Annotated in this window: 19 protein-coding genes and 1 pseudogene; 18 read left to right on the top strand and 2 right to left on the bottom strand. The window is 38.3% G+C overall.

Annotation, left to right across the window (positions count from 1 at the left end):
* Nucleotides 1-261 precede the first annotated feature (261 nt).
* The 12 genes and pseudogenes from yycF (at nt 262) to ACERJO_RS16370 (ending at nt 12,003) form a co-directional block, all read left to right on the top strand.
* Nucleotides 262-966 carry a response regulator YycF gene (gene yycF / locus ACERJO_RS16425; RefSeq protein ID WP_247101399.1) on the top strand — a complete coding sequence of 235 codons (705 nt, stop codon included), beginning with the start codon at nt 262-264 and terminating at the stop codon, nt 964-966.
* The gene (gene walK, locus ACERJO_RS16420) at nt 967-2,781 is read left to right on the top strand and encodes a cell wall metabolism sensor histidine kinase WalK (protein ID WP_247101400.1); all 1,815 of its coding nucleotides are present in this window, start codon (nt 967-969) and stop codon (nt 2,779-2,781) included.
* On the top strand, nt 2,778-4,163 hold the full coding sequence (locus ACERJO_RS16415; protein WP_373648170.1) for a YycH family regulatory protein: 1,386 nt from the start codon (nt 2,778-2,780) through the stop codon (nt 4,161-4,163). Before walK ends, ACERJO_RS16415 begins: the two co-directional genes overlap by 4 nt.
* A complete protein-coding gene (locus ACERJO_RS16410; RefSeq protein ID WP_373648169.1) occupies nt 4,135-4,914 on the top strand; it encodes a two-component system regulatory protein YycI in 780 nt (259 codons plus the stop codon). The genes ACERJO_RS16415 and ACERJO_RS16410 overlap by 29 nt, the downstream gene beginning before the upstream one ends.
* A 32-nt stretch (nt 4,915-4,946) precedes the next feature.
* A complete protein-coding gene (locus tag ACERJO_RS16405) occupies nt 4,947-5,744 on the top strand; it encodes an MBL fold metallo-hydrolase (protein WP_373648168.1) in 798 nt (265 codons plus the stop codon).
* Nucleotides 5,745-6,027: 283 nt separating this feature from the next.
* Nucleotides 6,028-7,278, top strand: coding sequence for a hypothetical protein (locus ACERJO_RS16400; protein ID WP_373648167.1), 1,251 nt, complete (start codon nt 6,028-6,030; stop codon nt 7,276-7,278).
* Between the two features lie 469 nt (nt 7,279-7,747).
* Nucleotides 7,748-8,977 (top strand): S1C family serine protease, encoded by a 1,230-nt coding sequence (locus ACERJO_RS16395; protein ID WP_373648166.1) that lies wholly within the window; start codon nt 7,748-7,750, stop codon nt 8,975-8,977.
* A 208-nt stretch (nt 8,978-9,185) separates the two neighbouring features.
* Nucleotides 9,186-9,341: a CxxH/CxxC protein gene (locus ACERJO_RS16390; protein WP_373648165.1), complete on the top strand. Its 156-nt coding sequence runs from the start codon at nt 9,186-9,188 to the stop codon at nt 9,339-9,341.
* A 64-nt stretch (nt 9,342-9,405) separates the two neighbouring features.
* On the top strand, nt 9,406-9,885 hold the full coding sequence (gene rlmH, locus ACERJO_RS16385) for a 23S rRNA (pseudouridine(1915)-N(3))-methyltransferase RlmH (RefSeq protein ID WP_373648164.1): 480 nt from the start codon (nt 9,406-9,408) through the stop codon (nt 9,883-9,885).
* Nucleotides 9,886-10,039: 154 nt separating this feature from the next.
* Nucleotides 10,040-10,195, top strand: a pseudogene (locus tag ACERJO_RS16380) (IS4 family transposase); the annotation flags it as partial.
* Nucleotides 10,196-10,352: 157 nt separating this feature from the next.
* The gene (locus tag ACERJO_RS16375; RefSeq protein ID WP_373648163.1) at nt 10,353-10,961 is read left to right on the top strand and encodes a TetR/AcrR family transcriptional regulator; all 609 of its coding nucleotides are present in this window, start codon (nt 10,353-10,355) and stop codon (nt 10,959-10,961) included.
* Nucleotides 10,962-11,052: 91 nt separating this feature from the next.
* Complete coding sequence (locus ACERJO_RS16370) at nt 11,053-12,003, top strand: SDR family NAD(P)-dependent oxidoreductase (RefSeq protein WP_373648162.1); 951 nt, start codon at nt 11,053-11,055, stop codon at nt 12,001-12,003.
* Between the two features lie 241 nt (nt 12,004-12,244).
* On the opposite strand, the gene ACERJO_RS16365 is transcribed toward ACERJO_RS16370, so the two are convergent.
* Together ACERJO_RS16365 and ACERJO_RS16360 are read right to left on the bottom strand one after the other, a co-directional pair.
* Complete coding sequence (locus ACERJO_RS16365) at nt 12,245-12,622, bottom strand: VOC family protein (RefSeq protein WP_373648161.1); 378 nt, start codon at nt 12,620-12,622, stop codon at nt 12,245-12,247.
* Between the two features lie 76 nt (nt 12,623-12,698).
* Nucleotides 12,699-14,144 (bottom strand): aminotransferase-like domain-containing protein, encoded by a 1,446-nt coding sequence (locus ACERJO_RS16360; protein ID WP_373648160.1) that lies wholly within the window; start codon nt 14,142-14,144, stop codon nt 12,699-12,701.
* A 130-nt stretch (nt 14,145-14,274) separates the two neighbouring features.
* Between ACERJO_RS16360 and ACERJO_RS16355 the strand changes: the two genes are divergently transcribed.
* The 6 genes from ACERJO_RS16355 (at nt 14,275) to ACERJO_RS16330 (ending at nt 18,938) form a co-directional block, all read left to right on the top strand.
* Complete coding sequence (locus ACERJO_RS16355; RefSeq protein ID WP_373648159.1) at nt 14,275-14,895, top strand: LysE/ArgO family amino acid transporter; 621 nt, start codon at nt 14,275-14,277, stop codon at nt 14,893-14,895.
* 717 nt (nt 14,896-15,612) lie between these two features.
* A complete protein-coding gene (locus ACERJO_RS16350; protein ID WP_373648158.1) occupies nt 15,613-15,873 on the top strand; it encodes a metal-sensitive transcriptional regulator in 261 nt (86 codons plus the stop codon).
* A gap of 367 nt (nt 15,874-16,240) precedes the next feature.
* Complete coding sequence (locus ACERJO_RS16345; RefSeq protein WP_373648157.1) at nt 16,241-16,720, top strand: DsrE/DsrF/DrsH-like family protein; 480 nt, start codon at nt 16,241-16,243, stop codon at nt 16,718-16,720.
* A gap of 150 nt (nt 16,721-16,870) precedes the next feature.
* Entirely contained in the window at nt 16,871-17,440 is a 570-nt protein-coding gene (locus tag ACERJO_RS16340) for a sulfurtransferase TusA family protein (protein ID WP_035347607.1), read from the top strand.
* Between the two features lie 109 nt (nt 17,441-17,549).
* Nucleotides 17,550-18,677, top strand: a complete 1,128-nt coding sequence (locus tag ACERJO_RS16335; RefSeq protein ID WP_373648156.1) for an MBL fold metallo-hydrolase — start codon at nt 17,550-17,552, stop codon at nt 18,675-18,677.
* 33 nt (nt 18,678-18,710) lie between these two features.
* Nucleotides 18,711-18,938, top strand: a complete 228-nt coding sequence (locus tag ACERJO_RS16330) for a sulfurtransferase TusA family protein (protein WP_373648155.1) — start codon at nt 18,711-18,713, stop codon at nt 18,936-18,938.
* Nucleotides 18,939-19,040: the final 102 nt, after the last annotated feature.

Below are 19,040 nucleotides of genomic sequence, written 5' to 3'. Positions count from 1 at the left end.
TCTTTCCTTTTTGATTTGCTTGTTAGGAAGGAAGGAGATAAAGTAAAAGGTAGAGAATTATTACTAGTAAGCCTCTTTATGAGATATGTTTTCTATATGTAAAGAAAGTATAAAATTTAAAAAAGTGAGAACAGTGTCGGCTTCGTTCATGTTCGTTACACGTTGATCTGTAAGGATCCTACATTCGTACGACGCAAGTAAGAAAAGGTAGCTATTAGACATAGATGAACGAAATTGTTAAAGAGATCGGAGAGAGTGCAGATGGATAAACGAATTTTAGTTGTTGACGATGAAAAGCCAATTGCAGATATTTTGAAATTTAATTTAGAGAAGGAAGGGTTTGACGTTCTTTGTGCTTATGATGGATTAGAAGCGATTAAGCTTGTAAAAGAAGAGAATCCTGATTTGATTTTGTTAGATATTATGCTCCCATATAAGGACGGAATGGACGTATGTCGTGAGGTGCGGAAGGATTATGATATTCCGATCATCATGTTGACGGCAAAGGATTCAGAAATTGATAAGGTGCTTGGCTTGGAGCTTGGAGCAGATGATTATGTGACAAAGCCATTTAGTACGAGAGAGCTGCTTGCACGTGTGAAGGCTAACCTACGCCGGCACAAGTCAAATGAGGAGACGCCAGCACATAAGGAAATGTCGATTGGCGAGCTGTCGATCTACCCAGATTCTTATTTAGTGAAGAGGCGCGGTGAGACGATTGATTTAACGCATCGTGAATTTGAATTGATTCATTATTTAGCGAAGCATCTTGATCAAGTGATGACTCGGGAGCATTTACTACAAGCCGTGTGGGGGTATGATTACTTTGGAGATGTTCGTACAGTGGATGTAACGGTTCGCCGCTTACGGGAAAAGGTTGAGGATAATCCAAGCTACCCTGTTTGGATTATGACAAGACGTGGTGTTGGCTATTACCTCGCTTCTCCATCAGAGGAGCAATCGTAAATGAATGAGAAGGTCGGCTTTTTTAAGTCAATCCAGTTTAAGCTCATTATTATTTACGTCTTAATTATTTTCGTTGCTATGCAAGTAGTAGGTGTCTATTTCACCAATCAGCTTGAAAGTCAAATGCTAGAAAATTATTATGAGATGCTAGATGAACGCGCTAATTTACTTGCATACAATATTGCGCAGGAAATAGAAAGTCAGCATGAGGAGCGATCAGAGCTTATTTCCAATATTAATGTACTGCTCCGTGATATTTTTTCGATTGAACATGCCGAAGTGCAAGTCATTGATCAAAACAAGGTTGTTATAAGTACATCCAATTTAGCTAATCGACAAATTGTCGGACAGCAGACCACAGAGGTTCGTGTAAAGCGCGCTTTACTTGGAACACCAGATGAAGCCTTGCTTCGTGATCCTAGCAACGGACAGCGTGTTCGAGTATTTACTGTACCAATTAACATCGAAGAGGATACGGTTGGCGCTCTTTATATTGAAGCATCCATTGAAGAGATTTATGATCAAACACGACAAATTACGACGATTCTCATTAGTGGTGTGTTCATTGCAACGATTATCTCGATTATTTTATTCATTTTATTAGCACGAACGATTACCGCACCGATTATTGATATGCGAAAGCAAGCCCTCCGTATGGGGCGTGGTGATTTTACGAATCAGGTTTCCGTTTATAGTGGCGATGAAATTGGTCAGCTGGCGATGTCCTTTAATGATCTAACAATGAAGCTACGTGATGCGACCGTTACTCGTGATCGTGAGCAGAAGCGTCTTAAATCGGTTTTAACACATATGACAGATGGGGTGATGTCGACCGATCAAGATGGGAACATTATTTTAATGAATAAGCGTGCTGAGGAGCTGTTGTCAGTTACAAGTGAGCAGGCTGTAGGGAAATCGATTGTCGAACTTCTCCATTTAGAGGAACAAACCGTTGAGGACTTATATGAGCAGGCGGATTCGATCTTGCTTGATTTTAGTTACGATGAGGAAGCGTTTTTGTTAGAGGCTAATTTTTCGGTTATTCAAGAGGAAAGTGGTCCTGTCAATGGCTTAATTATTGTTTTACATGATGTAACAGAGGAAGAAAAGATCGAACAGGATCGACGTGAGTTTGTAGCAAATGTGTCTCATGAGCTACGAACGCCATTAACAACCATGAAAAGCTATTTGGAGGCATTAGAGGATGGTGCGTTGGCAGATCCAGAGATTGCCCCGCGTTTCTTACATGTGACTCAAAATGAAACCGATCGAATGATTCGACTCGTGAAGGATCTACTGCAGCTTTCGAAAATTGATAGTGATGATTATCAGTTGAATCTAGAGACTGTTGAAATAAATCGATATTTGGATGAGACGATTGAACGCTTTGAAATGATTGCGTCAAATAAGAACATTGACTTTCATCGAAAGCTGAATAAAAAGTCAATTTATGCGGACATTGATCGTGATAAAATGACACAGGTATTAGATAATATTATATCGAATGCGATGAAGTATTCACCTGAGGGCGGGACAGTGAAAATCCGCTTGTTACTGCAAGGAAAGAATATTCGAATGAGTATTTCTGACCAAGGAATGGGTATTCCCCGGGAAAGTCAGACAAAAATCTTTGAACGCTTCTATCGTGTCGATAAAGCACGAGCAAGGAGTGTTGGTGGCACAGGGCTTGGATTAGCCATTGCTAAAGAGCTCATTCAAGCGCATGGTGGACACATTTGGGCGCAGAGTGAGTACGGGAAAGGGACGACGATATTTATTACTTTGCCTTATGCTAGTAAGGGGGCAAAATCATGAATAAGGAGCATATTAAATCCGCCATATTAATTATTCTTATTGGTATGAGTGTAATTCTATCTTGGAGTTTGTATACATATCAGCCTGACATTGCGCTACTAGATGTGTCATCACGTTATGTATCAAATGAACTGATTGGAGAAGAGCGGAGTTTACATGAAGTGATTCGACCTGATCAAATCGTCGTGCATGCTGATGGTGAAAAAGCGATGATCCCGCGGGACCGTGGGGATTTTTATGAGCTATTAGAAAAGCTGGGACAGGCTAATTATGAGGCCGATCACGTATTTATGACGGAGCCGTATCCTCTTATTACAGAACGGGGGGGAATTGAGCTCGTATTTCCTACCTCGATACCAGCGGAACTATTTTTCACGATGTTAACATTAGAGGATGACTATCAAACACCTATTTCGGAAATTGATCGTGTCTATCTTTATATTCATGATGTACACGATCAAGTGTATATGCAATATTATTCAAGTGATGAGCGCAGAGTCGGCTCATTGAAATCGAATTTATCGGTTGGTGAATTTGAGCGATTATTTATTCAAAATCGTGATGAATACGTCACAGTACGTTCTTTAGAGGAGGAGCGAGCACAGTCGTCACTCATGACTGAGCATGTGTATGTGACGACTGAGCCAATGATTGTTGATACGCTGTCTTATGGAGCGTCACCGATTTCGATTGATTTATTTAGACAATCGTTATTTACCGATCCGAGTGCGGTGAAGTATTATCAGCAGTCAGACGGTGAGGATTCGTATACGGACGGAAATCGAATGATTAACCTTCGTCATAATGGCACGTTTATGGAGTATGGCAATCCGATGTTCTCTGAGGTTCAGGAGCTGTCGAAGCATGTAACTCAAGCCGGATATGAATTTATTAATGGGCATGGCGGCTGGACAGATGATTATATACTCAGCAATTGGATGAATCTAAATAATAGAGAAGAGGTTGAGTTCCGTTTACATATGAACGGTCTCCCTGTATTTAGTATTGATGGCAAAGATCTAATGAAGCTGTCAGTAATGAGGTCCGGGAATCAAATAGTTGCTTACTCTAGGCCATTATTTGACCTTGATTTAGTACCATTAAATACGACACAAAGAGTTGAGCTGCCTTCTGGTGAGGATGTCGTTCGCTCGTTACAGCAGGATGATTACTATGAACGGCAACGAATCGTAAAGGTGAGCCTCGGCTATGAAATGGAAATGCGAAACCCAACATTTGTTACGTTGGAGCCACATTGGTATGTGTTATACGGCAATCGTTGGCAACGAATTGAGGCAAGCCAGGTCGAGGCAGTAAGCCAAGAGCAAACTGTTGATGAAGAGGAAGGAGCAGATGACGACGATGGATTGGAATCGAACTAAAACGATTTTCATAGTGACGTTTCTGCTCCTGAATGTGTACTTAACATGGCAGCTCGTTGAAACGAATAATGCGAATCAAATGAGCTTAATTAAAGAAGTGACGATTCAAGAAATGCTTAGTGAAAACAATGTCACCATTGATGTTGAGCTTCCTGAAGTTGAAATCCTAAGCCCATTAATTGTTGGAAAACACGTTCCATTTGAAGAGGGTGAACTCCTCACAAATGGTCAATTAATTGAAATGGAAGAGGATTATGCAATTCAATCGATTTTAGAGGAGCCTTTCTTCCTGTCAGAGGAGCAGTTTTTTGAGGATTTAATTCAGTTCTTATCGTCGTATGTGTATAAAGGTATGGATTATCGCTTTGGTGGGTATGAATTGGAGACTCAATCATTATATTTATACCAGGCTTACGAAGATTACACAGCCTATACATTCGATGATGAGCCGTTAAGGTTGTATTTAAATGATGATCGTGAAGTGGTATCATATGAACAGCGTTATTTTGAATTTGAAGAACAGCAGGATAATGAACCGGAGATGCTGTCGAGCTTAAAGGCGATTGAAAAGCTGTGGAGTGATCAGCTAATTGGAATGAACGATACGATTACAGATGTTCAGTTTGGCTATTATAGCTTTTTTAGTCCAGCTGGTGATGTTCAAGTGTTTGCCCCAATGTGGAGAGTAACGGTTGAAGAGGAAATCTATTTAGTTCATGCGATTAATAGCTCCGTACAGCATTTGACGTAATAGAGGGGTACAAAAGGAGAAAGGAAGATTGGATGACATTACGCTTTAGTGTTTTAGCTAGTGGTAGTACAGGCAATGCTGTTTATGTGGAAACTGAAACAGAGCGTCTGTTAATTGATGCTGGCTTAAGTGGCAAAAAAATGGACGAGCTCTTTACGAAAATAGGGCGTGATCCAAAGGAATTGAACGGAATTGTTGTGAGTCATGAGCATAGTGATCATATAAAAGGGGTCGGGATTTTCGCGAGAAAGCATAAGCTCCCAATCTATGCAAACGAAAAAACATGGCAGGCAATGGATTCGCAGCTTGGCCAAATCGCAACAGAGCAGAAATTCATCTTCAAAACAGGCGAAGTGAAGAGCTTCGGTGATCTTGATGTCGAGTCATTTGCGGTGTCGCATGATGCAGCTGAGCCGATGTTCTTTGCCTTTCATCATGGTGGCAAGAAGCTTGTGCTTGCAACAGATATGGGCTATGTAAGTGAACGCATTAAAGGAACCATTGAAGGCGCAGATATGTTTATCTTTGAATCAAATCATGATATGAATATGCTGCGAATGGGTAAGTATCCGTGGAGTGTGAAGAGACGTATATTAAGTGATGTTGGTCACGTATCCAATGAGGATGCGGCACTTGCCTTATCTGATGTCATACGCGATAATACGAAGCGCATTTACCTTGCGCACTTAAGCTTAGATAACAATATGAAGGATTTAGCTCGTCTTTCGGTCGAGCAAGTGTTAAAGGAGCAAGGAATGGCCGTAGGCGAGCAATTTGAGCTTTACGATACCGATCCGCTGAAGCCGACGCCGCTTGCGGTTGTTTCATAGATGGAGTTTAATAAGTGAACGCGGCAATGAGTAAGTAGTTCCGTTTCGGTAGAGAAGAACCAGAATAGAGGCCAAATCACTATGTGATTTGGCCTCTATTCAATTGTTATTATATAAATGAAAAGAACTTATAAATAGTCTAAATAACAGTATCTACTATAATATTAGCGAAGAAAGTGAGCAGTACATTTTGCTATCAACATATACAATTTCCTTTCGTTACGAGGGAATCGAAAATGTTACAATAAATGGATGGACGACCTAAATAAGTAGGAGGACAAAAATGAAGAAATTAATCGTTATTTTCATTGGATTATTATTTCTAGGTGCTTGTTCTACTGATGAGCTAAGTGGCATTACCTATGAATTTGAAAAAGATCAACAGCAAGTACAGGAAGAAGGGGGAGAGTTTCTAGCCAATTCTTATCAAATAACAATAGATGAATCATTTGAGATGGTTCCGAGATACGGAAAGGATACAGCTTCAGAGAATATGTATTTTTGGCACAAGCCTTCAGCAAGTGAGTATCCATTTGAATTAGGTACAACGAGAAGTGACTTTGAGCAATACGTGCCGACCTTAGAGATTAATCCGATTAATAAATATATGTATAGCCTGTTATATGCCGACGATCCTAGCTATTTTGCTCATGATTTAACAGATGAGGAAGTTCAAGAGATTATAGAAGACATTAAGCGAACGGTCGAGGAAGAATCAGAGGCACAAATCGAAGAAATGAAAGAAGAAATGATTGAGATGGAAGAGTCTGGGACGGTCGTCTATACGAATAAAGAATTAGATATAGAGCCTTTTACATATATGCTTCAAAGTGCAACAGAGCAGGGGATAATCCGTTATCAATTCATTGGGGAAGTCGAAAATGAATATTTAAGAGCTACGTTATCGATTCCGAATGAAGAGAAAGAAGAATTGTTTGAAAGCATGCTTGCCTTTCTGCAAACAATCACCTATAACGAAGATGAGTTTATTGATCATCCAGTTTTGGATAAACCATTAAAATTATCTTATAAACCAGCAGAGAACCTTCAAGGAAGTTATCCAAGTATAGGCTATTCCTTCGAAGTTCCAGATGGAGTGATGTATGGGTCTTCTTTCCCTGGATTATACCCTTATCGCTATACATTTCGCACCCTTTATGAGGAAAGCATTGAAAAAGAGCACTTTACTTTAAGAAGTTCAGAATTATTTATTCGTGTAGAGAAAAAGGAGCATGTCGGATACGGGGAAGAAGAAATTCGAAATAGAAACCTCCAAGATTTTGTTGCCTTTCAGTATGACTACGCTCGGTCAATCACATACTTGCATGAAGATGAAAATGTAAATACTGGTGTGTTCACAACGGCTGTAAAGGTTGACTTTGATGGCTATGAAGAGTATTGGTTTGTTAAGGAAGTTGACGGACATCTGTACGAGGTTACTTTTGATATTGCCATTGAGGCTCTTGAATATGGAGATTTGCTCGACAGTTATTTGAATGTTATTCGGACATTTGAACTGAAAGGTGTAGAGTAATAAGCAATCGAGCACGTAGAATAATGAGAATAACATAAGTATATGGAAGAAGAAGGATGATACTCTTTTTCAGGCATCGCTCTACTCATTACATCCTTTCTCAGCCATTTTTTTAGAAAATTAGTCGCACCGGAACCTTATTCCGTTAATTGGTTAAACCAAGGGTGAATCGAGATTAATATGGCTAATTAGTGGAACGAGGATTCCAAAAAAGGTTCGAAATGGACGTTATGGAGCAAATAGCGGAATGACGATCCACTTGATACGGTGTCTGTATCTATCCAGTCACACAATGACTCATATTTATATGGTAAATATGAAACAATCGTCAAAAATATCCTAAAAGTAAGCGAAGTTCTAGTATTTTATTCACACCTCCTTATAATAATAAGTATAAGGTGTTTTTTGTATAAAGCAGGTGAGACTGCTATAGAGTTAATAGAATAAAGTCGAAAGGGGTTAGTTGATTATGGGGTATTATGATGATCATGTAACGGAGATGCAACGCCAAAAGCCTCCAGCACCTAAGCGGGGCAGTTCGTTGCTGATGGCCTTTTTTGGTGCGGTCGTCGGTGGACTTATTGTCTTATTAGCAATTCCAACTCTAGCGAATTTCGGATATCTTTCATTCCTAGACTCGAATGATGAACAATTGGGATTAATAGAGAGTGGAGAGCAAGCTGAGGATTCGTTACGTACCGTTAATGTGGATGTTAATTCAGATGTGACGAATGCGGTTGACAAGGTGTCAGATGCGGTCGTCGGTATTATCGTTGATACGAGACAGGCAAGCTTCTTTGAGCAAGAATCGACTGAGGAGGGCACGGGCTCAGGGGTCATTTATAAGCAAGCAGGAGATCGAGCCTTTGTCGTGACTAACCATCATGTAATAGAAAATGCACGAGAAATTGAAGTGAGCTTAACGGATGGCACGCGAGTCCCAGCAGAGCTATTAGGAAGTGATGTCATAACCGATCTAGCCGTCCTTGAAATAGATGGGAGCGACGTGGATACCGTTGCTGAATTTGGTGATTCGCGCTTGCTTCGTGTCGGTGAACCGGCGATTGCGATTGGAAACCCACTCGGGCTCCGATTCTCTAGTACGGTCACACAAGGGATTATTAGTGCAACGGAACGAAGCATTCCGGTTGATCTAACTGGAAATCGTCAAGTAGATTGGTATGCGGAGGTCATGCAAACCGATGCAGCGATTAATCCTGGTAACAGTGGTGGAGCTCTAATTAATATTGAAGGTCAAGTGATTGGGATTAATTCGATGAAAATTGCCCAAAGTGCCGTAGAAGGGATTGGCTTTGCAATCCCGACAGAAATAGCGATTCCGGTTATTGAGGATTTGGAGCGATTAGGAGAAGTGCAACGTCCACAAATGGGTGTCGGTATTCGCTCATTAAGCGAAATTGCAAGCTATCATTGGGAGGAAACATTGAACCTACCAGAAAGCGTGAAAGCTGGAGTCGTCATTACGGGCATTTCACCAGGAAGCCCAGCTGATCGAGCAGACTTCCAGGAATATGACGTAATCGTTGAAATCGAAGGTGCAGAAATCAATGACGGTCATGATCTCCGTAAGTATTTATACACAGAAACAAACATCGGAGAAGAAATTGTCGTCACGATTTACCGAGACGGCCAACGTCGAGAAGTCAATGTACAGCTTAGCGAACAGCAAAGCTTTTAATCATAGATAAGAGAAGCTATTTATGAGAGGTGATCCTCTTGTGGATAGCTTTTCTTTTTGGAAGGAAGTTTGGATTTAAGGAAGAGCAGTGGGTTCGCTTAATGAATTCATCAAAGTCCAAATCGCTTCGAGGTTCAATAAATAGTATTCATCCACAAGCGAATTGTGGGTATGATATAATGAAAATATGTGAAAGGATGTTGTCAAAATGTATTACGCGTGTGAAGAGCATATTGAACTAGCACTAGATATAGTAGTCGATGAAACAGAGCATCCGCCAATCGTCGACAAAATCGAACAGAACCAAAAACTGTCCACAACATGTAGTTTTTGCAAAAACGAACCGGTTTACACGATAAAATAAGTAAATCCACATGTTGATATGTGGATAAAACCTGTGGATAAACAATAAAAAGGTTGTGAACAATGTGAATATCTCGATTATCACGGTCGGGAAGCTTAAAGAAAAATATTTAAAGCAAGGGATCGCCGAATATGAAAAACGCCTAGGCGCCTACGCAAAAATAGAGATCATCGAAGTCCCTGACGAAAAAGCACCCGAACAATTAAGCGATACCGAAATGCAGCAGGTCAAACAAAAAGAAGGCGAACGCATCCTAGCCAAGCTCCACCCAGACGCCCACGTCATCGCCCTCGCCATCGAAGGCAAGATGCTCACATCTGAACAACTCGCCGAAAACCTTGACAAGCTTGCGACCTATGGCAAAAGCAAGATCACCTTCATCATCGGCGGATCGCTTGGATTGAGTGATGAAGTCATGAAACGCGCGAATGAAGCGCTATCATTTTCGAAGATGACGTTTCCGCATCAGTTGATGAGGCTGGTGTTGGTGGAGCAGGTGTATCGGGCGTTTCGGATAGTGCGGGGTGAACCGTATCATAAGTAAATGAGGCTTTTGGTTTAATGTTGTATTTGATAATTTAAAATTGAGCCACTTTTCAGCGGAAAGCAACGCGGATTTTGTTAAGTACTTGTTCCCACTAGTGTTGCATTAATTAAATTCCAATATTATAAACACCTAAACTCTTCACTCTTTTAGTTTTGCGCAGCTGCAGGAAGTCGAAAGTCTTCATGCACTAAGTGATTGCCTTTTTGATGATCAAATTCAAAATGGTATCGACCTTGATTCAATTAGTATTTCTCAGCTATCACGCCTATTAAACAGCATGAATCCGGATATATTCCAAAGTCTCTTCTTTATTCCTCCTAATTGTTTGCATAGGTATTATATGGAAAGACAATAAACCTACAAAGAGCGGAACTTTCTAATATTTTAGTCTCTGGATAGTTTAATAAGAAACAGGCATATATGGTACAATATTTTAAAGTCACGAAGAGAAAGAAGGGATACCGTTGGATTCTCATAAAATGACTCCCCCCAAACAAAACTCACAAGGAAGACCAAGGAGTAGTGATGTTGATAAACGTATAATTGATGCAACATTAACGTTACTCTCAGAAATTGGGGCTGAGAAAATAAGTATAGAATCTATTGCTACGAAAGCAAAGGTAGGCAAGAGTTCGATCTATCGTAGGTGGAATAATAAAGATGATTTAATTATTGAAGCTCTCGGATACTTGAAACCTGAGATGAACATGCCTGCACATGGAGAGTTAGATCAAGTCTTATATGAACTATCTCAAAACTTTACTAAGCAAATGAATAATCCTCTTGGTAAACAGATGCTTTCCTTGCTAATTTCAACCTTATCAAGTGATTCACAAATAGCCGAAACGTATTGGGAGAACCACTCCCTCCCTAAAACGAAGGAAATTTCAAAGATTTTGCTAGAGTACTCTGGACAAGATCAATTACGCGATGATACAGATATTGATCTTGTTTCCGAACTTTTAATCGGATTTATTATCTACCAACTCTTACTCAAGCCAACTACAAGGGATATGGAATCCAGCTTGAAGGCAGGTATTGATATGGTGCTAAACGGGATAAAAGCCAACTGATAAAATTTCTTGCTGTTAAGCAAGTTTTTTTATTGACAATAATGATACGGTACAGTATCGTATCATATATAAAGATGAGGAGGCGTAATATATGGAGAATGTAAATAAAACGGTCATAATTACTGGAGGAAATACTGGATTAGGGTATGAAGCAGCTAGAGAAATAGCAATGAAAAAAAGAGATTGGCAAATTATTGTAGCTTCACGTAACAAAGAAAGGGTGAATGCCGCTGTAAGTGAATTGATCAAAGCTACGGGAAATCAACATATTACTGGAATGGTTGTAGATTTAGCATCTTTTTCATCTATTCATCATTTTGTCTCAGAGTTTAATCAAAGTGACTTCCCGCCGTTACATAGCATTATTTGTAATGCAGGAATTCAATTTTCTAAAACCGAAACGACGGTTGATGGGATTGAAGGTACATTTGGGATCAATCATCTTGGACATTTTCTACTAGTCAGATTACTTATTAACCAATTTCAAGAGCAAGGATCTGTCATTGTGGTAAGCAGTGATACACATGACCCCAGTAAGAAAACAGGGATGCCAGCACCGAAATATTTTCACCCTAGTATACTGGCAGATCCGCAGAAATCTGATAAATCATTAGATATCCCCTCTTATATGAAAGGTCCGACACGGTATACGACTTCTAAGTTATGTAATCTGTATTTCAGCTATGAATTAACACGCCGCATTGAAAAAGCTAAACTTCCTATTACTGTAAAAGCGTTTAACCCTGGTTTTATGCCGGGAAAAGGATCAGGTTTAACTCGGGATTTTAACTTTTTCGTCAAATTCATGTGGAATAATATCTTTCCTTTAATGCGTTATTTTCATCCAGGTATTCGAACGACAAAACAATCAGGTAAGGATCTTGCAAATTTAATATTGGATAATAGCCTCGCGGGGAAGAGTGGGAAGTATTGGGATGGTCTAAAAGAAATTCCATCATCTGAAGAATCATACAATAAAAACCGAGCGGAAGAATTATGGGACTGGAGTTCTACTGTTCTAGGATTAGAGAAACAAATATAGAAGTATGTTAGGCAGAATAAAGGTAGACGGTGAATAAATATAAACCAGTCCTATTCTATTTTCAGAAATAAGCTAATATCGCCTATCTTTTTGTTCACTAAATAAATGAAAAAAGAATCCGTTTCTAATAAGGTTAAAAGCTAAGGATAAAAGTAATTCTGCATAAATAAAGAAGTATTAAAAGGCTAATTCAAAATGAAGGAGACCGTCCATGTGATTTAGACGGTCTTCTTTTAATATCTTAAACGTGTACTTCACTCATCAATGCATGCGTATTATCTTCTGTATCTTTAAAAAATACCATCCATGTTTCTGTTTGTCCTATTTTTGCTACCACATGTGGTTCATCGATAAAACTAACACCTTTACCTGCTAAGCGCTCATAAGTTTCTTTAATATTAGTGACTTGAAAATAAATAACCGAACTTGAATGAGCGAATTCCTCTTTTTCTGGTAGTGTTAACATTAGGCGTAACCCATTACATTCAAAGAAGGCCAAACTGTCAGTGTTAAAAAGAAGGGAAAGACCCAATTTTTCTTTATAAAAATGTAATGCTCTATTCAAGTCTTTAACAGGTACACCAATCTGTCCAACTTTTTGAACCATTGTCGTTTCCATAATCCATTTCTCCTTTCAAATATCTATTTCATATAATCATATATCATTTCCTTCCCAGTACGATCCGTCCTTTACTTCACGAAAGAATTTTTATTAGTTGTGATAATCTAATTAGTCCATCTTTTAATTGCTCTAATGAGGCAAAAGAGTAAGATAACCGGAGATGGTTTAAATCGCTTTTATCATATATAATTCCCGGATTTAATAGGATGCGTTCTCTGAGTGCTAAATCAAATAGTTTCTTAGTTGAGATATTAGATTTGATCCTAAGCCATATATAAAATCCACCTTTCGGAAGACTCCAAGTGGCAATTTCTAAAAAAAAGTCGTTTAAGAGTTGAATGGTAAAATCTCTTCTAGACTTTAACTCCGCTCTTATTTCCTTTAAGAAACTAGTGTATAAGCCGCTAGCCAACCATTTTTCTACAGTATATTGTGATAAAGAGCTTGAACCATAATCTGTTTGCATTTTTATATCTGCTAAACGATCGATGACGGGTTCAGGGCCAACAATCCAACCTATTCGTAGTCCGGGACTTAGTGTCTTCGATATGCTCCCTATATATAAGACATTCCCTTGAGTATCTTTTGCTTTTAATGGATTGACTGGAGGACTTTCAATCCACAAGTCACCATAAACGTCATCCTCGATAATAGGCAAAGATAATTTTTGGCAGGCATTTAATAGTTTAGAGCGTCTCCCTTCAGTCATTAATGTACCAGTTGGATTTTGGAAATTAGGAATTGTGTAAAGTAAAGTAGCATGATGCTGTCGCTTTAAATGTTCGATATCATCAACTCTAATTCCTTCTTGCTCCAATGGTATACCTAATAAATTCATTCCTGCAGATTGGAAAACATGTACAGAGTTTAAATACGAAGGTGTTTCATGAAGGATGGTTGATCCTCTTTCTAACAATCCAATGGAAATTAACTGGAGGGCTTGGAGCCCTCCAGAGACAATTAAAATGGATTCCGGAGATGCTACAATTCCTTTAAGCTTTAGATAGTCACTAACCGTTTTACGTAAGGATAAAAGCCCTTTTGGTTCGACATAGCCTAAAGACAAGGCCTCATTACCTGTCCGTAAAATTTCCTTCATTTTATCATTCGGCAATAGATTTGGAGATAATTCACCAGTTCCTAATCTTATAAATTCTGGTTGTGCTTCAGCCCTGTTGATTTCTTGAATAATAGTAAGGTTTGGTTTATATATACCTGAAGAAACATAACTTTTCCAATCAGGAGGAGGTGTGGAAGTTAGTAAACTCCAAGTATTATTTATTACCCATGTACCATTACCGACTTTCGTTTCTAATAACCCATCCGCAATCAAACCATCAAGAGCGTACACCACTGTACTTCGATTTACCTGAAACTGTTTAGCCAGCTCCCTTTGGGTGGGGATTTTCGTTCCTACTGTCCATTCTCCATGCATTATTTTTCTTTTTAAGTAATTATATATTTGTAAATGTAGAGGCACTGAAGAACTTTTTTGTGGTTTCCACTTCATTTCTTTCATTAGATAACCCTCAATCTTTCTTGTTTACTTATATACTAGCAAATTGGTTGGGTGCTTTTCCATCCAATTGGTTGAAGACACAACAAAATACATTAGGTATCCTAGAAATTACATTCGGGGGTGAAAAAAATTGCAGGCTCTTATTCACGGAATAATTTTGTCGTTTGGCTTAATCTTACCTTTAGGGGTTCAAAATGTATTTATTTTCAACCAAGGGGCAACACATAAGAAATTCATACATGCTTGTCCCGCTATTATTACAGCAGGGATTTGTGATACAATACTTATCTTTCTGGCTGTAACAGGAGTATCAGTGGTTGTATTAAATTTTGAGTGGTTAACCATTTTGCTATTTATATTTGGATTTATCTTTTTAATCTATATGGGGGTTGTGATGTGGAGGAGTAATCCAGTAGCCAATGACAATATCGAAAATCAAAATCGTTTTTCTGCGAGAAGACAGATCACATTTGCTGCTTCAGTTTCATTACTTAATCCTCATGCGATTATTGACACTATTGGTGTCATTGGAACGAGTTCTCTCACTTACACAGGTCATGACAAATTGATCTTTGCCATCGCATGTATTGTCGTTTCTTGGATTTGGTTTTTCTTTTTGGCCATGTTAGGTCGGAAGATTGGACAACTTGGAAACAGCCGAATGCTGTTAAAAAGAATGAATCAGATTTCAGCAATAATAATTTTGGGAATGGCATTATACTTAGGATTTAATTTGTATGCATATCTTTAGTAGAAAAACAACTTGAGCCTTCACAGGGAAAGGGTGAACTGTAACCACAACTTGAGAGCATATAGGGTAGTTTTTTAGGTGGAAATCTCTATTTTAATGAATGTTTTACTTAGTTTATCCATTTCGCGAAACAGTATATTGACTTCAGTGAAATCAAAATCGAGCTCGAATTTATGTACACATCTGAATCGGGCTTGATAAGGTTTGATTTTGACCTTGTGCAATAAGAATTGAAAAAGCTGTTTTTCTATTTCCCTTGGGGACCGTTGATACACTTCAGTGTCCTTTTCTAATAAGTTCCTCATATAATCTTTGTATCTGATAAGCTTAGTTGTATGCTAAGTTCATTCTTTTTCATAATCAGCAATCCTTCCACATATTGTATTGGTATCCTTAACATTTAATTATCTTGTGAAAGGTCATGCCTTTTCATCAAGTAATTTAATAAAGATTGATTTTATACCTTATAGGGTATATAATGTGTAAGTATAAGCAATAAGGAGGGCAGATAATTGAAGAAAATATTAGCATCAATTTAATGAATGAGCAGCATCAAGATGTTTTCTTTGTAGATGTTCGAGAGACTCATGAATTTAATGAGGGGATATAGATAGTAATTAGCCTATTTAAAAAGAAACGATGATCTTTTTCATGGGAGCCATATCTATATAATAATAAACAACCAACTAGGTTTACCTAAGGAAAGGAGGAAACCCAATGGAGTACAATGACAAAATGAAAAACAGAGTCAAACGTGTAGAAGGACAAGTGAGAGCCATTCTTAGAATGATGGAAGAAGGGAAGGACTGTAAGGATCTCGTCGTCCAGATGTCAGCTGCAAGAAATGCAATGGACCGAGCGATTGGTTTAGTCGTAAGTTCTAACTTAGAGCACTGTGTTCGCGAGCAAATTGTAAAAGGTGAAGACACGGAAGCTTTTATTCAAGAAGCTGTGAACTTATTAGTAAAAAGCAGATAATACAAAGATGATTGACAGAGGTGAGTGTAGTAATTATAATACCCTCATAGGTTTAAATGAACCTTGAGGAACGAAATTAATATGTTACAGATAAATTTTTTTATTTTTTATAATACATGTAGGGGTATATGTGTTTTGGAGAGAGAGGCAAGCAATCATTGAGATGGAATCAGGTTAGGTTTTAGAGATTCATGCGACTGATAAAGGAGCTAAAAATGATTGATTGGCTTAGCAAAACCTTGTGGGCATGAAGTACTTTTAGATACTGAAGAAGATCGTGTATTGAAGTTTTGGGTAAAAAAAGTCTAAGCTACTTATTAATATATACCCATACTAGTATTACTTTTGAACCGAAGGAGTCGACAATATGACAGACAAAAAGAAAACAACAATTATCTTATTTAGTGGTGATTATGATAAAGCAATGGCAGCTTTTATTATTGCAAATGGTGCTGCAGCCTATGATCATGAAGTAACAATCTTCTCAACATTTTGGGGACTAAACGCTTTTAGAAAGGATCAACATATACCAGTGAAAAAAGGGTTCTTAGAAAGAATGTTTGCGAAAATGATGCCACGAGGCGTTGATAACATGGGCCTTTCTAATATGAACTTCGCAGGAATGGGACCAAAAATGATTAAGCATGTTATGAAAAAACACAATGCAATGCAATTACCTGATTTAGTAGAAATGGCACAAGAACAAGGTGTAAAGTTAGTTGCTTGTACGATGACTATGGATCTATTAGGACTACAAAAAGAAGAGTTGATTGATGGTTTAGAATATGCGGGTGTAGCTGCGTATTTAGCTGATGCAGAAGAAGGAAATGTGAACTTATTTATTTAACCTATGGGGATACGTAAGTTGCCCTTATAGTCACACTCTTCATAATTAATAAGTTCATGCCTGTTAAAGGTGTATAACAAATTGATACGAATATATTTAATAAATTTTTTTGAAATTAATTAAAACTGTGTATAATAGGAGGAATTTAGAATGGAAATGGTTAAATTCGATCAACAAGTAAATGCAAAAGGGTTAGCATGTCCAATGCCGATTGTTCGTACAAAAAAGGCGATGAGTGACCTTCAGCCAGGAAAAGTACTAGAAGTTCAAGCAACAGATAAAGGGTCAACTGCTGATATTAAAGCGTGGGCACAGAGCATGAGACATCAATATTTAGGAACTGTTGAAGAGGGAGATGTGTTAAAGCATTATCTTCGTAAGGCCACTGAGGAAGAAGAGAAGAAATACCCACATGTTGTAAACAACGAGGAACTTCAAGCGAAATTGGTTAACAATGAAAATATTCTAGTTTTAGATGTTCGTGAATTAACTGAATATGCCTTTAATCATATTCCTGAGGCGAAATCCATACCACTTGGTGAGCTTGACAATCGTTTAAATGAATTAAGCACTGATAAAGATATTTATGTTGTGTGTCGAACGGGAAGCCGTAGTGATTTAGCCGCACAAACATTAACAGAAGCAGGATTTAAAAAAGTGATAAATGTCGTACCTGGAATGAGTGAATGGAGTTATCCAACTGATAGTCTAAGTAAATAATTGTTGTCGATATTGTATGATGTTAGAATTCGCCAAGGGTGCAGGTGTAACATTAAGGTTTTAACTAAATATTTTTTTATATAAATATATACTATTGGGGGTATGTAGGGTGTCTGTTAAAGCGATGAAATTAAAGGAATTAGCAAGAAAAGTAATCGAAAAGAAAGAGCTATTTATTCTAGATGTTCGTAATGAAGATGATTTTGCTGATTGGAAAGTTGAAGGAGAAAACATTAATTATTTCAACATACCTTATTTTGCACTATTAGATGGTGTAGAAGAAATCTTGGATAAAATTCCAACAGATAAAGAAGTATTAGTTGTTTGTGCGAAGGAAGGTTCTTCTGTGATGGTAGCTGAAATGCTTTCTGATGAAGGGTTAGATATAGCTTATTTAGAGGGAGGTATGAAGGCATGGAGTGAATATCTAGAACCAGTTAAAGTAGGAGATTTGAAAGACGGTGGTGAGTTGTATCAATTTGTTCGTCTAGGTAAAGGGTGTCTATCCTATATGGTTGTTTCAAATGGTGAAGCGGCGATTATTGATGCAACACGTATGGCGGAAGTGTTTGTAAATTTCGCGAGAGAAATCGGAGCGAATATTGCACATGTATTTGATACACACTTGCATGCTGACCACATCTCAGGTGGAAGAAAAATTGCGGAAGCAACTGGTGCGACGTACTGGTTGCCTTCAAGGGATGCAGGAGAAGTTGTGTTTGAATATGCAGCATTAGACGGAGGGAATGACATACAAATCGGGAACTCAACGATCAACATCCATGCTTTATATTCACCTGGTCACACAATCGGTTCGACTTCATTTGTTATCGATGAAAAATACCTATTATCCGGAGATATTCTGTTCATTGATTCCATTGGAAGACCTGACCTAGCAGGGCTCGCAGAAGATTGGGTAGGAGATTTACGTGAGTCGCTTTATAAGCGTTATAGAGAGCTGTCAGAAGAGTTAATGGTTTTACCGGCTCACTTTATGATCATTGAAGAGTTAAATGATGATGGAAGTGTGGCCGAGAAGTTAGGTACACTATTCGCTCAAAATCATGGATTAAATATTGAAGATGAACATGAGTTTAGATCAATGGTGACAGAGAACCTACCTCCACAACCAAACGCGTATCAAGAAATTCGTGAAACAAATATGGGGAAAATCACTCCAGATGAAGAAAAACAACGTGAAATGGAAATTGGTCCAAACCGTTGTGCAGTAAGATAACAACATAGAAATTGATAATTGGAGGCTTCATAAATGTATTCAGATAAAGTATTAGATGCAAAAGGATTAGCATGCCCAATGCCAATCGTTCGCACAAAGAAAGCAATGAATGAACTTGAGTCAGGTCAAATCTTAGAAATTCATGCGACTGATAAAGGAGCAAAAAATGACCTAGCAGCTTGGGCGAAGTCTGGTGGGCATGAGCTACGATCAAATACGGAAGAAGATGGTGTATTAAAGTTCTGGATTAAAAAAGGGTAAAAAAGAAAGAGGTTGGGACAAAAGTATTTTCATAAATGAGAAGCCGAACAAATCTAGAGTGGAGCACATTCACCGCTATTTCGCTTTTTGTGACCTCCTTTT

This window comes from Halalkalibacter sp. AB-rgal2 (genome assembly GCF_041821005.1).
GTDB lineage: Bacteria > Bacillota > Bacilli > Bacillales > Bacillaceae_D > Halalkalibacter.
The sequence above is the reverse complement of the archived record's forward strand: the minus strand, read 5'-3'. Positions and strand labels throughout refer to the sequence as shown.

What these genes read in the sequence shown, in the direction of transcription:
- ACERJO_RS16400 (WP_373648167.1), top strand. Translation starts at nt 6,028, where the DNA reads ATGAAGAAATTAATCGTTATTTTCATTGGATTATTATTTCTAGGTGCT.
- ACERJO_RS16415 (WP_373648170.1), top strand. Translation starts at nt 2,778, where the DNA reads ATGAATAAGGAGCATATTAAATCCGCCATATTAATTATTCTTATTGGT.
- ACERJO_RS16365 (WP_373648161.1), bottom strand. Translation starts at nt 12,622, where the DNA reads ATGGAAACGACAATGGTTCAAAAAGTTGGACAGATTGGTGTACCTGTT.
- yycF (WP_247101399.1), top strand. Translation starts at nt 262, where the DNA reads ATGGATAAACGAATTTTAGTTGTTGACGATGAAAAGCCAATTGCAGAT.
- ACERJO_RS16395 (WP_373648166.1), top strand. Translation starts at nt 7,748, where the DNA reads ATGGGGTATTATGATGATCATGTAACGGAGATGCAACGCCAAAAGCCT.
- ACERJO_RS16330 (WP_373648155.1), top strand. Translation starts at nt 18,711, where the DNA reads ATGTATTCAGATAAAGTATTAGATGCAAAAGGATTAGCATGCCCAATG.
- ACERJO_RS16345 (WP_373648157.1), top strand. Translation starts at nt 16,241, where the DNA reads ATGACAGACAAAAAGAAAACAACAATTATCTTATTTAGTGGTGATTAT.
- ACERJO_RS16350 (WP_373648158.1), top strand. Translation starts at nt 15,613, where the DNA reads ATGGAGTACAATGACAAAATGAAAAACAGAGTCAAACGTGTAGAAGGA.
- ACERJO_RS16340 (WP_035347607.1), top strand. Translation starts at nt 16,871, where the DNA reads ATGGAAATGGTTAAATTCGATCAACAAGTAAATGCAAAAGGGTTAGCA.
- ACERJO_RS16360 (WP_373648160.1), bottom strand. Translation starts at nt 14,144, where the DNA reads ATGAAAGAAATGAAGTGGAAACCACAAAAAAGTTCTTCAGTGCCTCTA.
- ACERJO_RS16390 (WP_373648165.1), top strand. Translation starts at nt 9,186, where the DNA reads ATGTATTACGCGTGTGAAGAGCATATTGAACTAGCACTAGATATAGTA.
- ACERJO_RS16410 (WP_373648169.1), top strand. Translation starts at nt 4,135, where the DNA reads ATGACGACGATGGATTGGAATCGAACTAAAACGATTTTCATAGTGACG.
- ACERJO_RS16370 (WP_373648162.1), top strand. Translation starts at nt 11,053, where the DNA reads ATGGAGAATGTAAATAAAACGGTCATAATTACTGGAGGAAATACTGGA.
- ACERJO_RS16405 (WP_373648168.1), top strand. Translation starts at nt 4,947, where the DNA reads ATGACATTACGCTTTAGTGTTTTAGCTAGTGGTAGTACAGGCAATGCT.
- walK (WP_247101400.1), top strand. Translation starts at nt 967, where the DNA reads ATGAATGAGAAGGTCGGCTTTTTTAAGTCAATCCAGTTTAAGCTCATT.